Origin of the sequence: Sandarakinorhabdus sp. DWP1-3-1 (assembly GCF_049896705.1) — a bacterium.
In the GTDB taxonomy this organism is placed as follows: Bacteria; Pseudomonadota; Alphaproteobacteria; order Sphingomonadales; family Sphingomonadaceae; genus Sandarakinorhabdus.
Genome location: NZ_JAFCUV010000003.1, coordinates 89,380 through 107,009, shown reverse-complemented (window position 1 = coordinate 107,009; position 17,630 = coordinate 89,380). Strand labels below are relative to the sequence as shown.

Below are 17,630 nucleotides of genomic sequence, written 5' to 3'. Positions count from 1 at the left end.
AAATGCGAGGGTCGATGTCTTTGCTGAACCGCCTTCCCGGCACTCGGCAGTCCATGGAAAGCCCGGCCGCGCGCCGGGGCGCCGCCGATCGGTTGATCGGTGCGGCAGCGGCCCAGCGCGTGCGCTGGGGCGTGACCGGGCTGGCCGCCATTTTCCTGCTGTTCCTGATCGCGTCGGCCGGTATGCGGCCGGGCGCTTCCGCGGCCCCGGTGGATTCACAGGCTGAACCGCTCGCCGTGCTCGGCGTCGCGCCCGGGACCGGCCCGGCCAGGTTCGACGACAAGGGCCAGCGGCGCCCCGTCCAGGTTCGCGCCACCCGCACCTAGGCCTGTTCCGCCGGCGCGGGACGACGGCGCCTGAACCTGCCGGCATTTGCTGTCCACGCGGCTCTCGCCCGCGCACCGACGTCCGGGCCGCCGCTGCCGGCATGCGCCGATCGGGCAGCGCGTCGGGTGAACTGCAGCTTGCGGTCTAGCGGCGACACTCCCGGGTTTTTCCCGCCACTAGCCGACAATTGACCACATGGTTATCCACAGGCTCCGGGAGCAAGATCAAAACCGGAACGGATGTTTTTGTACTGCCGTTTTACCATGGATATCCCCATGAATCACACTTCCAGACCATGAATATCCATTGAGACCCACGATTTCCCATGATACAGCTTGTCCACAGTGAGGGCGGGAATCGTCGCTGCGTGGTCAGGTGAAAGCGTGGGACCGGATTGAACCGGTAACGTCCGACATTGGGCCGCCTTCTCTCACTGATGGGGCGGGTGAGTGTCGTACGAATCCTTCATCGGATATGCGCTGAACGCGGTCGACACGAAGAATCGTCTGTCGATTCCGGCGGAGTTTCGTGACGCCATCGTGGCGCGGTCCGGCACCAAGGATCTCTACATCGGCCCCGCCCGCGGCCTCGACTGCCTGATCGGCTATGACAAATCCTATCACCAGGTGCTGCAGAACCGCCTCGACGCCCAGGCCGTCGACGAGGAAACCGCCGAAGGCGCATTTCGCGCCATGGCGCTGTTCGGTTCGACGAGCGCCTTCAAGATCGACGACGCCGGCCGCATCGTGATGACCGCCGGGTTGAAGGACCTGGGCGACATCAACGGCCATGTCTGGTTCGTCGCCGGCGGCAACTGGTTCCAGATGTGGAACCCCTATCGCTTCCTCGAACAGGCGGGCGTCGAGCCGCGCATGCTGCGCATCCTGCGCCGCGAGATGGAGGCCCGCGGGCTTCCAATGACGGAACCGGCACGATGAGCGGGCACGTCCCCGTCCTGCTCGCCGAAACCCTGGCGGCGCTGCGGCTGCAGCCGGGCGATGTCTATGTCGATGCGACGCTGGGGGCCGGCGGCTATCTGCGCGCCGCCCGCGCCGTCGGGCTGGGCCGCGCCATCGGTTTCGATCGCGACGCCAGTGCCATCGCGCTCAACGCCGATATCGCCGCCCATGGCGATGTCATCCTGATCAACCGGCCCTTCGCCGACATGGAGGCCGGGCTGGCCGACCATGGCATCGATGCCGCCGATGCCATTGCCTTCGATATCGGTGTCTCGTCGATGCAGATCGACCAGCCGGAACGCGGCTTTTCCTTTCAGTCCGACGGTCCGCTCGACATGCGCATGGGGCAGGACGGCATGACCGCCGCCGATTTCATCAACACGGCGACCGAGGCCGAGATCGCCGATGTGCTGTTCAAGCTGGGCGACGAGCCCGGCGCCCGCCGCATCGCGCGCGCCATCGTCAACGATCGCCCGCTGACCCGCACGTCGGAACTGGCGCGGCTGGTGCGCAGCGTCCTCGGTGCCCAGCCCGGCAAGAAGAGCGACCCCGCCACCCGCACCTTCCAGGCGCTGCGCATCCATGTGAACGACGAGCTCGGCCAGCTCGACATGGGCCTCGCCGCCGCCGAGCGCCTGCTGCGCCCCGGTGGCCGGCTCGCCGTCGTTAGTTTCCATTCCGCCGAGGATCGCCAGGTCAAGCTGTTCCTGCGCGACCGGTCCGGCGGTGCCCCGGCCGGGTCGCGCCACCTGCCGGCGGCGGTGCGCCCGCGCGCCGCCAGTTTCGAACGACCGGCGCGGGCCGTGCGTCCGTCCGATGCCGAGGTCGCCGCCAATCCGCGTGCCCGCTCCGCAACGCTGCGCGCTGCCGTCCGCACCGCCGCGCCGGCCTGGATTTCGAATGACATGATGAGGAGGTCCGCATGAGAAACTATGGTGGATCCGCGTTGATGCTGTTCGTCACGACGGCGGCGGCGATCGGCAGCTACACGATCAACCTGAAGGTTTCGGCGGAGCGCGCCGCCGTCGAGCGCCTGCGCCGCCAGATCGTGCTCGACGCCCGCGACATGCGCAACCTGCAGGCCGAACTGCGCACTCGCGCGCGTTTCCCCGAAATGCAGCGCTGGAACGACAGCGTGCTGCAGATGTCGGCACCGTCGGCGCAGCAGTATCTGCGCTCGCCGGTGCAGCTCGCCAGCTTCGTGGCGCCGGCGCCGCCTGCCGGAGTCGCCCCTGCGGACAGCGCCGTCGTCCGCTATGCGGTGACCGCGCCGACCGAGGTCGCGGCGCCGACCGCGCCGCTCGTGCGCGCCGCCTATGTCCCCGGTCCCGATGTTCGTGGCCCCGGCCTGGCACCGCCCGTCGCGACGACCGCAAGGCTGGTGACCGCCAGCTATCAGGCGCCGGTGAAGCCCGCCTTCCAGGCAGTGGCTAAGCCTGCCTTCCAGGCGGTGGCTAAGCCTGCCTTCCAGGCAGTGGTGAAGCCCGCCTTCCAGGCTGTGGTGAAGCCCGCCTTCCAGGCGTCGGTGAAGCCGGCCTTCCAGGTGCCGGTCAAGCCCGCCTTCCAGGCGGTGGCCAGCGTCCGCCCGGCCATGTCGCGCCCGTCGGCATCGTCGATGGTTGCCGACATCGGCGCCAGCCTCGATGCCGCGCCGGCCGCCGGCGCGCCGCGCGATCTGCTTCCCGACGGGGGGCAGTGATCCAGGCATGGCCGGGTTGATTGCAGTTCCCTGGCGGACCGGCGACGCCGCCGGCACGCCCGCACCGCAAGTGCCGCTCGCCGGGCAGCGCCAGGCGGCGCAGGGGCTGGCGCGCCAGCGGCTGGTCATCCTGCTGCTGCTGTTCCTTGCCGTGCCGCCGGTCATCGGCATGCGGCTGACCGACCTTGCCGTGTTCGAGGCGCAGCCGGTCGCCACCCGCGAGCGGGCGAGCGCCGCGCCGCCGCGCGCCGACATCGTCGATCGCAACGGCAACGAGCTGGCGCGCACCTTCGAGGCGTTCGCCATCTCGGTCGAGCCGCGCAAGCTGGCCGGCAACCCGCAGGTGCTGGCGCGCAGGATCGCCGCGATCCTGACCGAAAAGACCGAGGCCGAAATCCTGATGGAGCTGACCCACAAGGGCCAGTTCCGCTACATCGCCCGCCGCGTGCTGCCGAGCGAGGCCAAGCGCATCAACGACCTTGGCGAACCCGCCATCTACCTGCGCCGCGAGGCCGAGCGGCTGTACCCCAATTTCAACCTCGCCAGCCATGTCATCGGCTATACCAACGACAAGGGCGTCGGCGCCGTGGCGCTGGAAAAGGAGTTCGACAAGCGGCTCGCCGCCGATGCGACACGCGGCACCCCGCTGCAGCTTGCGCTCGACGTGCGGGTGCAGCAGGCGCTGGAGCATGAACTGCGCAGCGTCTATCTGGACCAGCGCGCCGCCGGCGCCGCCGGCATCGTCATGGACGTCCGCACCGGCGAGATCCTGGCGATGACCTCGCAGCCCGATTTCAACCCCAATGCGCCGGGCAAGTCCGACGACGCCTCGCGCTACAACCAGGCGACCTTTGCCACGTTCGAGCTGGGCTCGACCTTCAAGGCATTCACCATTGCCAGCGGGCTCGACACCGGCGTCATCCCGTCGATGCAGAAGACCTGGGACGCGACCCGCCCGCTGGTCGTCGGCCGCAAGGTCATCCACGACGACCATGCGCTCAACCGCTGGCTGAACGTCCCCGACATCTTCATCCATTCGTCGAACATCGGCACCGCGCGCATCGCCCAGGAAATCGGTCGCGAGCGCCAGCGCGAGATGCTCGACAAGCTGGGGTTCCTGAAGCAGGTCGACTTCGAGCTCGGCGAGCGTTCGCGTCCGCAGTTCCCGCCCTGGTCCAATTGGGGCGAGCTGGCGACGATGACGATCGGCTATGGCCATGGCATTTCGGTGACGCCGCTGCACCTTGCCGCCGGCTATGCGGCGCTGGTCAACGGCGGCATCTATCACAATCCGACGCTGTTGAAGGTCGCGCCGGGAACGCCGGTCCCTGGCCACCGCGTCTTCGGTGCGGCGACCTCCGACACCATGCGGGCGCTGCTGCGGCTGGTCGTCACCAGCGGCACCGGGCGCAAGGCCGAGGCGCCGGGCTATCGCGTCGGCGGCAAGACCGGGACGGCCGAAAAGGTCATCAACGGCCGCTATGTCCATGGCCAGAACGTGTCGACCTTTGCCGCCGCCTTCCCGATGGACGCGCCGCGCTATGTCACGGTGATGATGATCGACGATCCCAAGGGCAGCAAGACCAGTTTCGGCTTCAAGACCGCCGGCATGACCATCGCTCCGGCGACAAGCCGGCTGATCGGGAAGATCGGCCCGATCCTCGGCGTGCCGCCCGAAGCCGGCCGCGACATGGATCTGAGCGCGGTGTCGCCCAAGGCCGCCGACACGGTCGAGGAATAGGCGTGCGGCTCGGCGACCTCGTGGACGGTGGCGGCAGCGCAACCGTCACCGGCTTCGCCCTCGATCACCGCAAGGTCGCGCCCGGCACCATCTTCGGCGCGTTCCGCGGCGCGCGGGTGAATGGCGAGGATTACATCCCCGCCGCCATCGCCGCCGGCGCCATCGCCGTGGTGACGCGCACCGGCGTGCCGGTCGATGGCGCGCTGGCCATCCATGCCGACGAACCGCGCGCCGTGTTCGCCCGGGCGGCGGCGCGCTTCTTTGCGCCATTCCCGGCGGTGACGGTCGCGGTGACCGGTACCAACGGCAAGACATCGACGGCGGAACTGACCCGGCAGCTCTGGCACGTCGCCGGCCAGGTTGCCGCCAGCATCGGCACGCTGGGCGTGACCACCGTCAACGACCAGGTGTCGACGGGATTGACCACGCCCGACGTCGTGACCTTCCTCGCCAACATGGCCGGCCTGCAGCGCGAGGGCATCAGCCACGCCAGCTTCGAGGCGTCGAGCCATGGCCTCGACCAGTTTCGCACCGAAGGGCTGCCGGTCGCGGCGGCCGCCTTCACCAACCTGTCGCGCGATCACCTCGACTACCATGGCACGATGGAGGCCTATTTCGCCGCCAAGTTGCGGCTGTTCACCGATGTCGTCGACAGCGACGGCGCGGCGGTGGTCTGGGCCGATGACGGTGACTGGTCGGCGCAGGTGATCGCTGCCGCGAAGGCGCGCGGCCTGCGGCTGCTGACCGTCGGCAGCGCCGGAGAGACGCTGCGGCTGGTGTCGCGCACCCCGACACAACTGGGCCAGGCGCTGGAGATCGAGGCCGAGGGCCAGGTCCACAAGGTCCAGCTGCCGTTGATCGGTGCCTATCAGGCCGCCAATGCGTTGGTGTCGGCCGGACTGGTCGTCGCCACCGGCGGCGCGGTCGCGGCGACCCTGTCCAATCTCGCCCGCGTCCAGCCGGTGCGCGGCCGGCTGGAGCGCGCCGTCATCGCTCGCTCCGGCGCTGCGGTCTATGTCGACTATGCCCATACCCCCGATGCGCTCGAGGCGGCCGCCGCGGCGCTGCGCCCGCATGCCAAGGGCCGGCTGATCCTCGTCTTCGGCGCCGGCGGCGACCGCGACCAGGGCAAGCGGCCGCTGATGGGCGAAACCGCGGTGCGCACCGCCGACCGGGTGATCGTCACCGACGACAATCCGCGCAGCGAGGACGCCGCCACGATCCGTGCCGCCATCATGGCCGCCGCGCCAGGCGCCAGCGAAATCGGCGACCGGCGCAGCGCCATCGCTGCCGCGATCGCCGAAAGCGGCGCCGACGACATCGTCCTCGTCGCCGGCAAGGGCCATGAACAGGGCCAGGTGGTCGGCGACCGGGTGCTGCCCTTCGACGACGTCCAGGTGGCGCGGGAGTGCGCGGCATGAGTCCGCTCTGGACGGCCGCGGAAATCGCCACCGCCACCGGCGGGACGGCCCATGGTGATTTCAGCGCCAACGGCGTCACCTTCGACAGCCGCGAGGTCATCGGCGGCGAATTGTTCATCGCGTTGAAGGGCGAGGCCGATGACGGCCATCGTTTTCTGCCCCAGGCGATCGATCGCGGCGCCGCCGGGCTGCTGGTGTCGGCGGACAGCGACCACCCGCATGTCCGCGTCGCCGACACCACCGCCGGCCTCTATGCGCTCGCCGCCGCCGCCCGCGACCGGTCGCCGGCGCTGCGCATCGGCGTTACCGGCTCGGTCGGCAAGACCGGCGTCAAGGAAGCGCTGCGGCTGGCGCTGACGCGCTTTGCGCCCGATGCCGTCCATGCCTCGGTGAAAAGCTACAACAACCACACCGGCGTGCCCTTGAGCCTCGCCCGCATGCCGCGCGACAGCCGCTTCGGCGTGTTCGAGATGGGGATGAACCATGCCGGCGAGCTGGCGGCGCTGACGGCGCTGGTCCGGCCGCAGGTCGCCATCGTCACCTGGGTCGCCTCGGCGCATCGCGAATTCTTCGCCAGCGAAGAAGACATCGCCGATGCCAAGGGCGAGATCTTCTCAGGACTGTTGCCCGGCGGCACGGCGATCGTGCCATACGACAATATCCACCGCGACCGGCTGCTCGGCCATGCCCGCGACCATGCCGCTCACATCATCACCTTCGGCCTCGATCCCGCCGCCGATGTCCATGCCGAGGCGGTGGCGCTGCATCCCGACTGCTCGTGCGTGACGGCGCGGGTCGGGGAGCATCGGCTGACCTTCAAGATCGGCATGGCCGGCAGGCACTGGGTCGGCAATGCGCTGGCCGTGCTGGCGGCGGTCCATGCCGCCGGCGGCGACTTGGCGCTGGCCGGGCTGGCGCTCGCCGAACTGTCGGACCTGCCGGGCCGCGGCCAGCGACTGCGGGTGGGCGTCGAGGGCGGCAGCGCCATCGTCATCGACGAAAGCTACAACGCCAATCCCGCCTCGATGGCGGCGTCGCTGGCGGTGCTGGGGGACATCGCTCCGGCGCGCACCGGGCGCCGGCTGGCGCTGCTCGGCGGGATGCGTGAGCTGGGGTCGCTGTCGGACGAATTTCATGCCGACCTGGCACCACATGTGGTGGCCGCGGGCGTTTCGAGCATAATAGTTGTGGGTAACGAGATGAAACCGCTGGCGGCGGCGCTCGCCCGGCGGCTAGATGTCCGCCACGTTGCCGATGCGCCGGCCGCGCAGACCGAGATCGACCGGCTGCTCGGAGCGGACGACGTTCTGCTGGTGAAGGGTTCCAACAGCCTGCGGCTCGGTGACGTCGTGGCGACGTTGCGCGGTCGGATCGTGGCGCCGCTCGGCGGTGGGGAGACAGCGGCTTGATCAACCTGTTGGCCTATTGGGCGGGCTTCGAGGGCATCCTCAACCTGTTCCGCTACATCACCTTCCGTTCGGTCGGGGCGCTGGTGACGGCGCTGGTCATCGCGCTGTTCATCGGGCCGCGCTTCATCACCTTCCTGCGCAGCCGCCAGGGCAAGGGCCAGCCGATCCGCGAGGACGGCCCGGCGTCGCACCTGCTGACGAAAAAGGGCACGCCGACGATGGGCGGGCTGATGATCCTGATCGCGATGACGATCTCGACGCTGCTGTGGATGGACACCGCCAACGGTTTCGTCTGGGCCAGCCTGTTCGTGACGCTGGGCTTCGGCGCCATCGGTTTCATGGACGATTACGACAAGGTGACGAAGCGCAGCGCCAAGGGCGTTTCGGGTCGCACCCGGCTGCTGATCGAATTCTTCATCGCCGGCCTCGCCTGCACCTGGATCGCCAGCAAGACCGGAACGACGCTGTACCTGCCGTTCCTCAAGGACGCGGGGCTGGGCCTGGGCTTTTTCTACATCGCCTTTGCCGCCTTCATCATCACCGGTTTCGGCAATGCGGTGAACCTGACCGACGGACTCGACGGGCTGGCGACGATGCCGGTCGTCATCGCCGCCTCGGCGTTCGCGATCATTGCGTATCTGGTCGGCAACATCCGCTTTTCGGACTATCTCGGCATCCACCATGTCCCCGGCTCGGGCGAGCTCGCGGTGTTCGCCGCGGCGCTGATCGGCGCGTGCCTGGGGTTCCTCTGGTACAACGCCCCGCCGGCGGCGGTGTTCATGGGCGACACCGGCAGCCTCGCCCTGGGCGGCGCACTCGGCAGCATTGCGGTCATCACCAACCATGAACTGGTGCTGGTCGTCATCGGCGGGCTGTTCGTCCTCGAAACCGTCAGCGTCATCGTCCAGGTCGCCAGCTTCAAGATGACCGGCAAGCGGGTATTCCGCATGGCGCCGATCCACCATCATTTCGAACAATTGGGCTGGGCGGAATCGACCGTCGTCATCCGCTTCTGGATCATCTCGATCGTGCTGGCGCTCGCCGGCCTCGCGACGTTGAAGCTGCGGTGATCACCTCCCCCGCCTTTGCCGGCAAAACCTTTGGCGTCTACGGCCTCGCCCGCAGCGGCAAGGCGACGGTGGCCGCCTTGACGGCATCGGGTGCCACCTGCCTCAGCTGGGACGATGGGGAGGCGGCGCGCGACGCCTTCGCCAAGGATGGTTGCGGCGACCTCACCAACCTCCACGACATCGACCTGACGACGATCGAGGCGTTGGTCGTGTCACCGGGTGTCCCGCACGACGCGCCGTTGTTCGCCAAGGCGATCGCCGCCGACGTGCCCGTCATCGGCGACATCGAGCTGTTCGCCCAGGCCCGGGATGCCTTGCCCGAACACCGCGTCGTCGGCATCACCGGCACCAACGGCAAATCGACGACGACCGCCCTCGTCCACCACATGCTCGCCGCCGCCGGCGCGCCGACCACCATGGCCGGCAACATCGGCCTGCCGATCCTGGCGCAGGAACCGCTGCCGGCAGGCGGGGTCTATGTGCTGGAACTCAGCAGCTACCAGCTCGACATCACCTTCAGCCTCGACTGCGACGTGGCGATCCTCCTCAACATCACCCCCGACCATCTCGAGCGCCACGGCAGCATGGACGCCTATGTCGCCGCCAAGGCCCGGTTGTTCGCCATGCAGTCGCCGTTTCGCCCCGCCATCGTCGGCTGGGATGCCGAGACCAACCACGATGTTCTCGACGCGGCCGAGGAGCCCGAGATCCAGTTCATCGAGGATGTCGAGGCCGGCGACCAGGCCGAATGGCCGGCGCTGCAGGGACCGCACAACCTCCAGAATGCCCGCGCCGCCGTCGCTGCCTGCGCGGCGCTCGGCCTGACCGATGCGGAGATCGCCGCGGGCCTGCGCAGCTATCTGGGCCTGCCGCACCGGATGGAGCGCATCGCCGAAAAAGCCGGCGTGCTCTGGGTCAATGATTCCAAGGCGACCAACCCCGACAGCTCGGCGCCGGCGCTGGCGGCATTCCCCAACACCCACTGGATCGCCGGCGGGCGCGCCAAGGGTGCCGACCTCGATGCGGTCAAGCCGTTCCTGAAGGGCGTGCGCGCCGCCTATCTGATCGGCGAAGCGGCGCCGCTGTTCGGCGCCATTCTCGCGCCGCTGCTGCCGGTGACGCAATCGGGCACGCTGGCCCAGGCGGTCGCCGATGCCGCGGCGGCGGCGCGGCCCGGCGATACCGTGCTGCTGTCGCCGGCCTGCGCCAGTTTCGACCAGTTCCGTGATTTCGAGGCGCGTGGGCTGGCGTTCCGTGCCCTGGTGGAGGCCCTGTAGACATGGCGACGCGTCCCTGGACCCCGGCGCCCGGTGCGGCTTTCTCGCGCGGCGACCGATCGTGGCTCGGCCGCTGGTTCTGGACCACCGACAAGCTGCTGTTGACCTTTGTCTTCGCGCTGATCGGCATCGGCATCATCGCCGTCGCCGCCGCGTCGCCGGCCGCGGCACAGCGCCTGTCGGGCGCGGCGTTCAAGTACGACGATCTGTTTTTCCTGAAACGCCAAATCCTCTGGGTGGTCATCGGCCTGCCGCTGATGCTCGGCGTTTCGATGCTGCCGGTGCAATGGGCCAAGCGCGTCGGGCTGATCGGCACCGTCGTTTTCCTGGTCGCGCTGCTGCTGGTGCCGGTGATCGGCGCGACGACCAATGGCGCCCAGCGCTGGATCGCGCTGCCCGGGTTCCAGTTCCAGCCGTCGGAATTCTTCAAGCCGATGTTCGTCGTCACCACCGCCTGGCTGCTGGCGCTGCGCTTCGACGACCGCACCATCCCGACGATGCAGCTGAGCTTCGGCCTGCTGGCGATCGTCGCGCTGCTGCTGATCCGCCAGCCCGATTTCGGCCAGACGGCGCTCATCGCCATCGTCTGGCTGGTCCAGGCCGTGCTTGCCGGCATGTCGCTGTGGGTGCTCGGCGTGCTGGCCGTCGCCGGCACGCTCGGGCTCGGCATCGCCTATCTCACCGTCGACCATGTCTCGTCGCGCATCGACAAGTTCCTGACCGGCGGTGGCGACACCTACCAGATCGACAAGGCGCTCGATTGCTATCGTGCCGGCGGACTGTTCGGCGTCGGCCCCGGTGAGGGCCAGATGAAGTTCCGCCTGCCGGAGCCGCAGACCGACTATATCTTCAGCGTCATCGGCGAGGAATTCGGCATGATCGCCTGCCTCGTCGTCGCCGGGCTCTACATCGCCATCGTCGTCCGCGTCTTCCTGATGATGCTCGACGAGGACGAACCCTTCGTGCTGCTCGCCGCGGGCGGCCTCGCCACGCAGTTCGGCCTGCAGGCGACGATCAACATGGCGGTCAACCTGAAGCTGATGCCGTCGAAGGGCATGACGCTGCCGTTCATCAGCCATGGCGGCTCGTCGTTCCTGGCATTGAGCCTCGGCATGGGCCTGTTGCTGGCGCTGACCCGGCGCAATCCGTTCCTCAAGGCCTCGCCCTATGTCGAACGCTGGCGGGCCGGGTGAGCGGCTTATACATCCTCGCCGCCGGCGGCACCGGCGGCCATATGGTGCCGGCGCATGTGCTGGCGCTCGAACTGCGCGCCCGCGGCCATGCCGTCCATCTGGTCACCGACACGCGCGGCTTGCGCTTTCCGGGTCTGTTCGACGGCGTGCCGCGCACCGTCGTCGACAGCGGCTCGCCCGGCCGCTCGGGCTGGCGGACGCTACCGGCGGTGGCGATGAGCATCTGGCGCGGGCGGGGGGCGGCCCGGGCCTTGTTCCGCGAGTTGCGGCCCAGTGCCGTCATCGGTTTCGGTGGCTATCCGGCGCTGCCATCGCTGCTGGCCGCGCTGTCGCTCAAGCTGCCGAGCCTCGTCCATGAACAGAATGCCGTGCTCGGCCGGGTCAATCGCTTCCTCGCTCCCCGTGTCGCGCGCATCGCCACAAGCTATGCCCGGGTCCGCCGCCTCGATGGCGGCTGGGCGGCGCGGACGGTGCTCACCGGCAATCCGGTGCGCACCGAGATCGTGGCTGCCCGCGCCGTGCCGTTCGTCGCCGACAGCCCGCGGCTCCGGTTGCTGGTGACCGGCGGCAGCCAGGGCGCCGCCATCCTCAACAGCGTCGTGCCGGCCGCCGTCGCGCTGCTGCCCGAAACGCTGCGCGCGCGGCTCGACGTCACCCACCAGGGCCGCGACGAGGATGCCGTGATGATGGCGGAGGCCTATCGCGCCGCCGGGGTCGGCGCCGATATCCGCGCCTATTTCACCGATTTGCCGGCGGAGATCGCGCGGGCCCATGTCGTCATCGCCCGCGCCGGCGCGTCGACGGTGGCAGAGCTTGCCGTTGCCGGCCGCCCGGCGATCCTGGTGCCGCTGCCGATCGCCACCGACGACCACCAGACCGACAATGCCAACGGCATGGCGGCGGCCGGCGGCGCCATCGTCGTGCCGCAGCCGCATTTCACGCCGGAGCGCGTGGCCGAGGCCTTGACCGGCTGGCTGGCAGACCCGAAAGCGCTGGCCACCGCCGCCGCCGGCGCCCGCTCCGCCGGCCATCCCGACGCGGCCGCGCGCCTCGCCGACCTTGTCATCGCCACCGGATCCGCCTCATGAACCTGTCACCCACGTCTTCTGGATTGCGCCCTGGTTTCCGCACCGACATCGGCGTCATCCACTTCGTCGGCATCGGCGGCATCGGCATGTCGGGCATCGCCGAGGTGATGGCCAATCTGGGCTTTGCCGTGCAGGGGTCCGACAGCGCCGAGGGCTATGTCGTCGAAGGGTTGCGCGCCAAGGGCATCAAAGTGTTCATCGGCCAGAGCGCCGACAATGTCGCCGATGCCGCAGTGCTGGTGACCTCGACGGCGATCAAGCCCGACAACCCGGAAGTCGTCGCCGCCCGCGCCCGCCGCCTGCCGGTGGTGCGCCGCGCCGAAATGCTGGCCGAACTGATGCGGCTGAAAAGCTGCGTCGCCGTCGCCGGCACGCACGGCAAGACGACGACGACATCGATGGTGGCGGCGCTGCTCGACGCCGGCGGGCTCGACCCGACGGTCATCAACGGCGGCATCATCAACACCTATGGCTCCAACGCCCGGCTGGGGACGAGCGAATGGATGGTGGTGGAGGCCGACGAGAGCGACGGCAGCTTCCTCCGGCTCGGTGGCACCTTCGGCATCGTCACCAACATCGATCCCGAGCACCTCGATCACTGGGGCGATTTCGATCAGGTCCGCGCGGCCTTTGCCGAATTCATCCACAAGATTCCGTTCTACGGCGCCGGCATCCTGTGCATCGACCACCCCGAGGTCCAGGCGCTGATCCCGCGCGTCGGCGATCGCCGCATCGTCACCTATGGCTTTTCGGCGACAGCCGACGTCCGCGGGGAAACCGTCACCCCGGTGCCGGGTGGCAACAGTTTCAGCGTCATCGTCCGCACCCGCGACGGGGCCAATGAATCGTCGCGCACCATCCCCGACCTGATGCTGCCGATGCCCGGCCGCCACAATGTGCTGAACGCGCTCGCCGCCGTCGCCGTGGCGATCGAACTGGGGATTTCCGACGACGCCATCCGCACCGGCTTTGCGCGCTTCGGCGGGGTCAAGCGCCGCTTCACCAACGTTGGGGAGACGGGTGGGGTGACGATCATCGACGACTACGGCCATCACCCGGTCGAAATCCGCGCCGTGCTGGCGGCAGCCCGCGAGGGTGCGCAGGGGCGGGTGCTGGCGGTCGTTCAACCGCACCGCTTCACTCGGCTGCGCGACCTGATGACCGAGTTCCAGGCCGCCTTCAACGATGCCGATGCGGTCTATGTCGCCCCTGTCTACACCGCCGGCGAAGCGCCGATCGAGGGCATCGACGCCGAGGCGCTGGCCGCCGGGCTGCTCGCCGCCGGGCATCGCGCCGCTGTGACGGTGACCGGCGCCGACGATCTCGCGGCGAAGCTCGCCGCCGACGCGCGCCCGGGCGACATGGTCGTCTGCCTCGGCGCCGGCGACATCACGAAATGGGCGGCCGGCCTGGCCGCGGCCATCGACAAGGCGCGCGCCGGATGATGACGCTGGCGCCTCCGCAGGTGCGTGGCCGGCTGACCGCCGGGGCCCTGCTGGCGCCGCTTGTCTGGTTCAAGTCCGGTGGCGCTGCCGAATGGCTTTTCGAACCCGCCGATGTTGCCGACCTGCAGGACTTCCTGCGCGCGCTCGACCCCGCGGTGCCGGTCAAGCCGCTGGGTCTCGGCTCCAATCTCATCGTTCGCGATGGCGGCTTGCCGGGCGTCACCGTGCGGCTCGGCAAGGGCTTTTCCGGCGTCGATGTAACCGGCGATCGGCTCGTCGCGGGCGCTGGCACGCCGGGCATCCTTCTCGCCAGCACGGCACGCGACCATGGCCTTGCCGGCCTCGAATTCATGCGCGGTATTCCCGGGACCGTCGGTGGTGCGGTGCGGATGAACGCCGGCGCCTACGGTCGCGAAACGGCCGATGTGCTGGTCGATGCGACGGTCGTCCTGCGCTCCGGTGAGCAGCGGGTCATCGATCTCGATGCGCTCGGCTTTACCTATCGCCATTCCGACCTGCCCGACGACGCCATCGTGGTCGCCGCCGGTTTCCGCGGCACCCCCGGCGACAAGACCGCCATCACCGCCGAGATGGACCGCATCGCCGCCGAGCGCGAAGCCTCCCAGCCGCTTCGCTCGCGCACCGGCGGCTCCACCTTCAAGAACCCGCCTGGGCACAAGGCCTGGGCTCTCGTCGACGCCGCCGGCTGCCGCGGGCTGACGGTCGGCGGCGCGCAGGTCAGCGAAAAGCACACCAACTTCCTGATCAACACCGGCACCGCCACCAGCGCCGATATCGAGGCCTTGGGCGAGGAAGTCCGCGCCCGGGTCAAGGCGCAGTCGGGCATCGAACTCGAATGGGAAATCCAGCGCGTGGGGACACCGAAGTGAAGGTCGCAGTCCTCATGGGCGGCTGGTCTGCCGAGCGCGAGGTGTCGCTGACCTCCGGGCGCGGCATCGCCGCCGCCTGCCGCACGCTCGGCCATGATGTCACCGAGATCGACATGGACCGCAATGTCGCCGCGGCGCTCACCGCCGCCGCTCCCGATGTCGTCTTCAACGCGCTCCACGGCACGCCTGGGGAGGACGGCAGCATCCAGGGGCTGATGGATATCCTCGGCCTCAAATACACCCATAGCGGCGTCACCACCTCGGCGATCGCCATCGACAAGGAACTGACCAAGCGTATCCTGGTGCCGCAGGGCATCCGCATGCCGGCGGGGCGCATGGTCGCCTCCGAAAGCCTGTATGCCGGCGATCCGCTGCCCCGCCCCTATGTGCTGAAACCGGTCAACGAAGGCTCCTCGGTCGGCGTCGCCATCGTCACCGATACGTCGAACTATGGCAACCCGATCGCCCGCGACGCCGCGGGCCCCTGGGCCGAATTCACCGAACTCCTCGCCGAACCCTTCATTGCCGGCAAGGAACTGACCGTGGCGGTGCTCGGCGACGAGGCTCTGGCCGTGACCGAACTGCAGCCGACCCACGGCTTCTATGACTATGACAGCAAATATACCGACGGGCTGACCGTCCATGTCTGTCCGGCCGAGCTGCCGGCCGAGATCACCGCGTCGTGCCTGAAAATGGCGCTCGACGCGCATCGCGCGCTCGGCTGCCGCGGCGCCTCGCGGTCGGATTTCCGCTGGGATCCGGCGCAGGGGGAAGCGGGGCTCTACCTCCTTGAAGTCAACACCCAGCCGGGCATGACGCCGCTCAGCCTGGTGCCCGAACAGGCGCGGGCGCGGGGCATTTCTTACGAAACGCTGGTGCAACGTCTGATCGACAGTGCCATGGAGGGGACATGAGCACCGTTGCCCTGAAACGCGGCGCCGCGCCGCCGCGGCGCAAGCCGGTCGCGGCGCGCAAGCCCGCGCCCGCGACGCTGGCGCTGCCGGTCAGCGCGCCGACGCTGCGCCGCAATGTCGGCCTGGCGGCGGCGGGGCTGGTGCTGCTCGCCACCGCCGTCGTCACTTCGCTGATGGGCATTCCGCAGCGCGCCTGGCAGGATTTCGTCCACCGCACCGCCGATGCCGGCTATGAGATCCGCCATGTCGAGATCAACGGCGCGCGGGAACTGTCGCGGCTCGCCGTCTATGACGCGGCGCTGTCGGGGCCGACCAACGCGATGCTGGCGGCGGACCTCCACGCCATCCGCGACCGGCTGCTGGCGATGCCCTGGGTCGCCGATGCCAGTGTCGCCCGGCGCCTGCCCGACACGCTGTCGATCACCGTCGTCGAACGGCAGCCGGCGGCGCTGTGGCAGCATCGCCAGCGCTTTGCCGCCGTCGATGTGACCGGTCGCGTGCTCACGACGCGCAACCTCGAACGCTTCGCCAGCCTGCCGGTCGTCGTCGGCCCGGGCGCCAACCTCCATGTCCGCGAGCTGCTGCTGCTGACCGCCGCGGCGCCCGCGCTGTCGCGCCAGGTCGATGCCGCCATCCTGGTCGGCGGTCGCCGCTGGGACCTGAAGTTCAAGACCGGCGAGACGCTGGCGCTGCCCGACACGCCCGCCGCCGCCACCGCGGCATTCAAGAAATTCGCCAGCCTCGATGCGGGGCAGGGGGACGAGAGCCGACTGCTCGGCGGGCGCTACGAACGCTTCGACATGCGGCTGCCCGGCCAGATGACCGTCGGTGGGCAGGCCGTGCAAAAAGCCCTCGAAGCCGCGGCCAAGGCCGCCAAAACCCAGAAGCCGACAACCATCTGATGGCCCCCAAGATCCCCCTGGTGCCCAAGGGCACCGGCGAGCGCACCATTGCCGTCCTCGATGTCGGCACGTCGAAGGTCGCCGCGCTGATCGCGCTGGTCGGTGGCGACGGTGAACCGCGGGTGATCGGCACGGGTCAGAAGCCGTGTTTCGGGCTGAAGCGCGGCCTCGTCACCGATTTCGAAAAGACCGAGGCCGCCATCCGCGGTGCCATGGACCAGGCCGAGCGCGCCGCGGGCATCCAGGTCGAATTCGTCCATGCCTCGATCTCGGCCGGCAACCTCGGCAGCGATGTCGCCACCGCCGAGATCGACATTGCCGGCGCCAGCATCACCGCCGCCGACATGATGACGCTGCGCCAGGCCGGCCGCGCCCGCATCGATCCGCGCGGCCGCACCGTCGTCCATGCCCAGCCGGCGCTTTATGCCCTCGACGGCCAGCCGGGGGTCGAAAGCCCGCTGGGCTTCCACGCCGATCGGCTCGGCATGGATATCCATGTCGTCACCGCCGACACGCCGCCGCTGAAGAACCTCGATCGCGCCATCAAGCAGGCGCATATCGGGCTGCGCAGCCTCGTCGCCTCGCCGCTCGCCGCCAGCCTGTCGACGCTGGAACGCGAGGAACGCGAGCTGGGCGTCGCGCTGATCGAGATCGGTGCCGGCGTCACCACCATCGCCGTCCACAATTACGGCATGCTGGTCGGCGTCGCGGCGATCCCGATGGGCGCGCACGACATCACCAACGACCTTGCCGCCGCCTTTGCGACGCGGCGCAGCCATGCCGAGCGACTGAAGACCCTCGACGGCTCGGCGATGGCGACACCCAAGGACAATCACGACGCCGTCGAGATCCCGCCGATGAGCGACGACACCATGGCCGAACCGATGCGCGTGCCCAAGGCGCAGATCATCGGCGTCATCCGCCACCGGCTCGACCTGCTGTTCCGCGAGGTCCAGGTGAAGCTCGACGAACTGGGATTCGTCGGTCCGCAGGCGCGGCAGCTGGTGCTGACTGGCGGCGGCGCGGAGCTGCGCTCGATCGCCGATTTCGCGCAGGGGTCACTCGGCCGAAACGTCCGCATCGGCCGGCCGCGCGGACTGACCGGACTGCCGCCGGCGCAGGGCGGACCGGCGTTTGCGACGCTCGCCGGGCTGGTATTGTTCGCCGCAGCTGAAGTACCGGACATCTGGCACATGGCGGCACCGCCAAAGCCAACCGGCAACGGCGGGCGCCTCGCCAGCATGATCGAAAAACTTCGCGGAAGTTTATGAAGCCGCTTGGAACTGACCCATACC

General features: G+C 69.2%; 16 protein-coding genes. All 16 read left to right on the top strand.

Annotated features, from left to right (window positions below):
• The first annotated feature begins 14 nt into the window (after positions 1–14).
• The 16 genes from ACP7AI_RS14235 to ftsA all read left to right on the top strand — a co-directional run bounded on the left by ACP7AI_RS14235 (position 15) and on the right by ftsA (position 17,606).
• Complete coding sequence (locus tag ACP7AI_RS14235) at positions 15–326, top strand: hypothetical protein (protein ID WP_426168649.1); 312 nt, start codon at positions 15–17, stop codon at positions 324–326.
• 450 nt (positions 327–776) lie between these two features.
• Entirely contained in the window at positions 777–1,265 is a 489-nt protein-coding gene (locus ACP7AI_RS14230) for a division/cell wall cluster transcriptional repressor MraZ (protein WP_426168646.1), read from the top strand.
• Positions 1,262–2,212, top strand: a complete 951-nt coding sequence (gene rsmH / locus ACP7AI_RS14225) for a 16S rRNA (cytosine(1402)-N(4))-methyltransferase RsmH (RefSeq protein WP_426168644.1) — start codon at positions 1,262–1,264, stop codon at positions 2,210–2,212. Before ACP7AI_RS14230 ends, rsmH begins: the two co-directional genes overlap by 4 nt.
• Entirely contained in the window at positions 2,209–2,985 is a 777-nt protein-coding gene (locus tag ACP7AI_RS14220; RefSeq protein ID WP_426168641.1) for a hypothetical protein, read from the top strand. The genes rsmH and ACP7AI_RS14220 overlap by 4 nt, the downstream gene beginning before the upstream one ends.
• Before the next feature lie 7 nt (positions 2,986–2,992).
• Positions 2,993–4,726: a peptidoglycan D,D-transpeptidase FtsI family protein gene (locus ACP7AI_RS14215; protein ID WP_426168639.1), complete on the top strand. Its 1,734-nt coding sequence runs from the start codon at positions 2,993–2,995 to the stop codon at positions 4,724–4,726.
• A gap of 2 nt (positions 4,727–4,728) precedes the next feature.
• On the top strand, positions 4,729–6,147 hold the full coding sequence (locus ACP7AI_RS14210) for a UDP-N-acetylmuramoyl-L-alanyl-D-glutamate--2,6-diaminopimelate ligase (protein WP_426168636.1): 1,419 nt from the start codon (positions 4,729–4,731) through the stop codon (positions 6,145–6,147).
• Positions 6,144–7,556 carry a UDP-N-acetylmuramoyl-tripeptide--D-alanyl-D-alanine ligase gene (locus tag ACP7AI_RS14205; RefSeq protein ID WP_426168633.1) on the top strand — a complete coding sequence of 471 codons (1,413 nt, stop codon included), beginning with the start codon at positions 6,144–6,146 and terminating at the stop codon, positions 7,554–7,556. The genes ACP7AI_RS14210 and ACP7AI_RS14205 overlap by 4 nt, the downstream gene beginning before the upstream one ends.
• Complete coding sequence (mraY, locus tag ACP7AI_RS14200) at positions 7,553–8,626, top strand: phospho-N-acetylmuramoyl-pentapeptide-transferase (RefSeq protein ID WP_426168630.1); 1,074 nt, start codon at positions 7,553–7,555, stop codon at positions 8,624–8,626. Before ACP7AI_RS14205 ends, mraY begins: the two co-directional genes overlap by 4 nt.
• Positions 8,623–9,903 carry a UDP-N-acetylmuramoyl-L-alanine--D-glutamate ligase gene (gene murD, locus ACP7AI_RS14195; RefSeq protein ID WP_426168627.1) on the top strand — a complete coding sequence of 427 codons (1,281 nt, stop codon included), beginning with the start codon at positions 8,623–8,625 and terminating at the stop codon, positions 9,901–9,903. The genes mraY and murD overlap by 4 nt, the downstream gene beginning before the upstream one ends.
• Before the next feature lie 2 nt (positions 9,904–9,905).
• The gene (locus ACP7AI_RS14190) at positions 9,906–11,096 is read left to right on the top strand and encodes an FtsW/RodA/SpoVE family cell cycle protein (RefSeq protein ID WP_426168624.1); all 1,191 of its coding nucleotides are present in this window, start codon (positions 9,906–9,908) and stop codon (positions 11,094–11,096) included.
• Positions 11,093–12,184 carry an undecaprenyldiphospho-muramoylpentapeptide beta-N-acetylglucosaminyltransferase gene (gene murG, locus ACP7AI_RS14185; RefSeq protein WP_426168621.1) on the top strand — a complete coding sequence of 364 codons (1,092 nt, stop codon included), beginning with the start codon at positions 11,093–11,095 and terminating at the stop codon, positions 12,182–12,184. The genes ACP7AI_RS14190 and murG overlap by 4 nt, the downstream gene beginning before the upstream one ends.
• Positions 12,181–13,629: a UDP-N-acetylmuramate--L-alanine ligase gene (murC, locus tag ACP7AI_RS14180; RefSeq protein WP_426168618.1), complete on the top strand. Its 1,449-nt coding sequence runs from the start codon at positions 12,181–12,183 to the stop codon at positions 13,627–13,629. The genes murG and murC overlap by 4 nt, the downstream gene beginning before the upstream one ends.
• A complete protein-coding gene (gene murB / locus ACP7AI_RS14175; RefSeq protein WP_426168615.1) occupies positions 13,629–14,519 on the top strand; it encodes a UDP-N-acetylmuramate dehydrogenase in 891 nt (296 codons plus the stop codon). Before murC ends, murB begins: the two co-directional genes overlap by 1 nt.
• Positions 14,486–15,433: a D-alanine--D-alanine ligase gene (locus ACP7AI_RS14170; protein ID WP_426168612.1), complete on the top strand. Its 948-nt coding sequence runs from the start codon at positions 14,486–14,488 to the stop codon at positions 15,431–15,433. Before murB ends, ACP7AI_RS14170 begins: the two co-directional genes overlap by 34 nt.
• Positions 15,430–16,335, top strand: coding sequence for a cell division protein FtsQ/DivIB (locus tag ACP7AI_RS14165; protein ID WP_426168610.1), 906 nt, complete (start codon positions 15,430–15,432; stop codon positions 16,333–16,335). Before ACP7AI_RS14170 ends, ACP7AI_RS14165 begins: the two co-directional genes overlap by 4 nt.
• Positions 16,335–17,606 (top strand): cell division protein FtsA, encoded by a 1,272-nt coding sequence (ftsA, locus tag ACP7AI_RS14160; RefSeq protein WP_426168608.1) that lies wholly within the window; start codon positions 16,335–16,337, stop codon positions 17,604–17,606. Before ACP7AI_RS14165 ends, ftsA begins: the two co-directional genes overlap by 1 nt.
• Positions 17,607–17,630 lie beyond the last annotated feature (24 nt).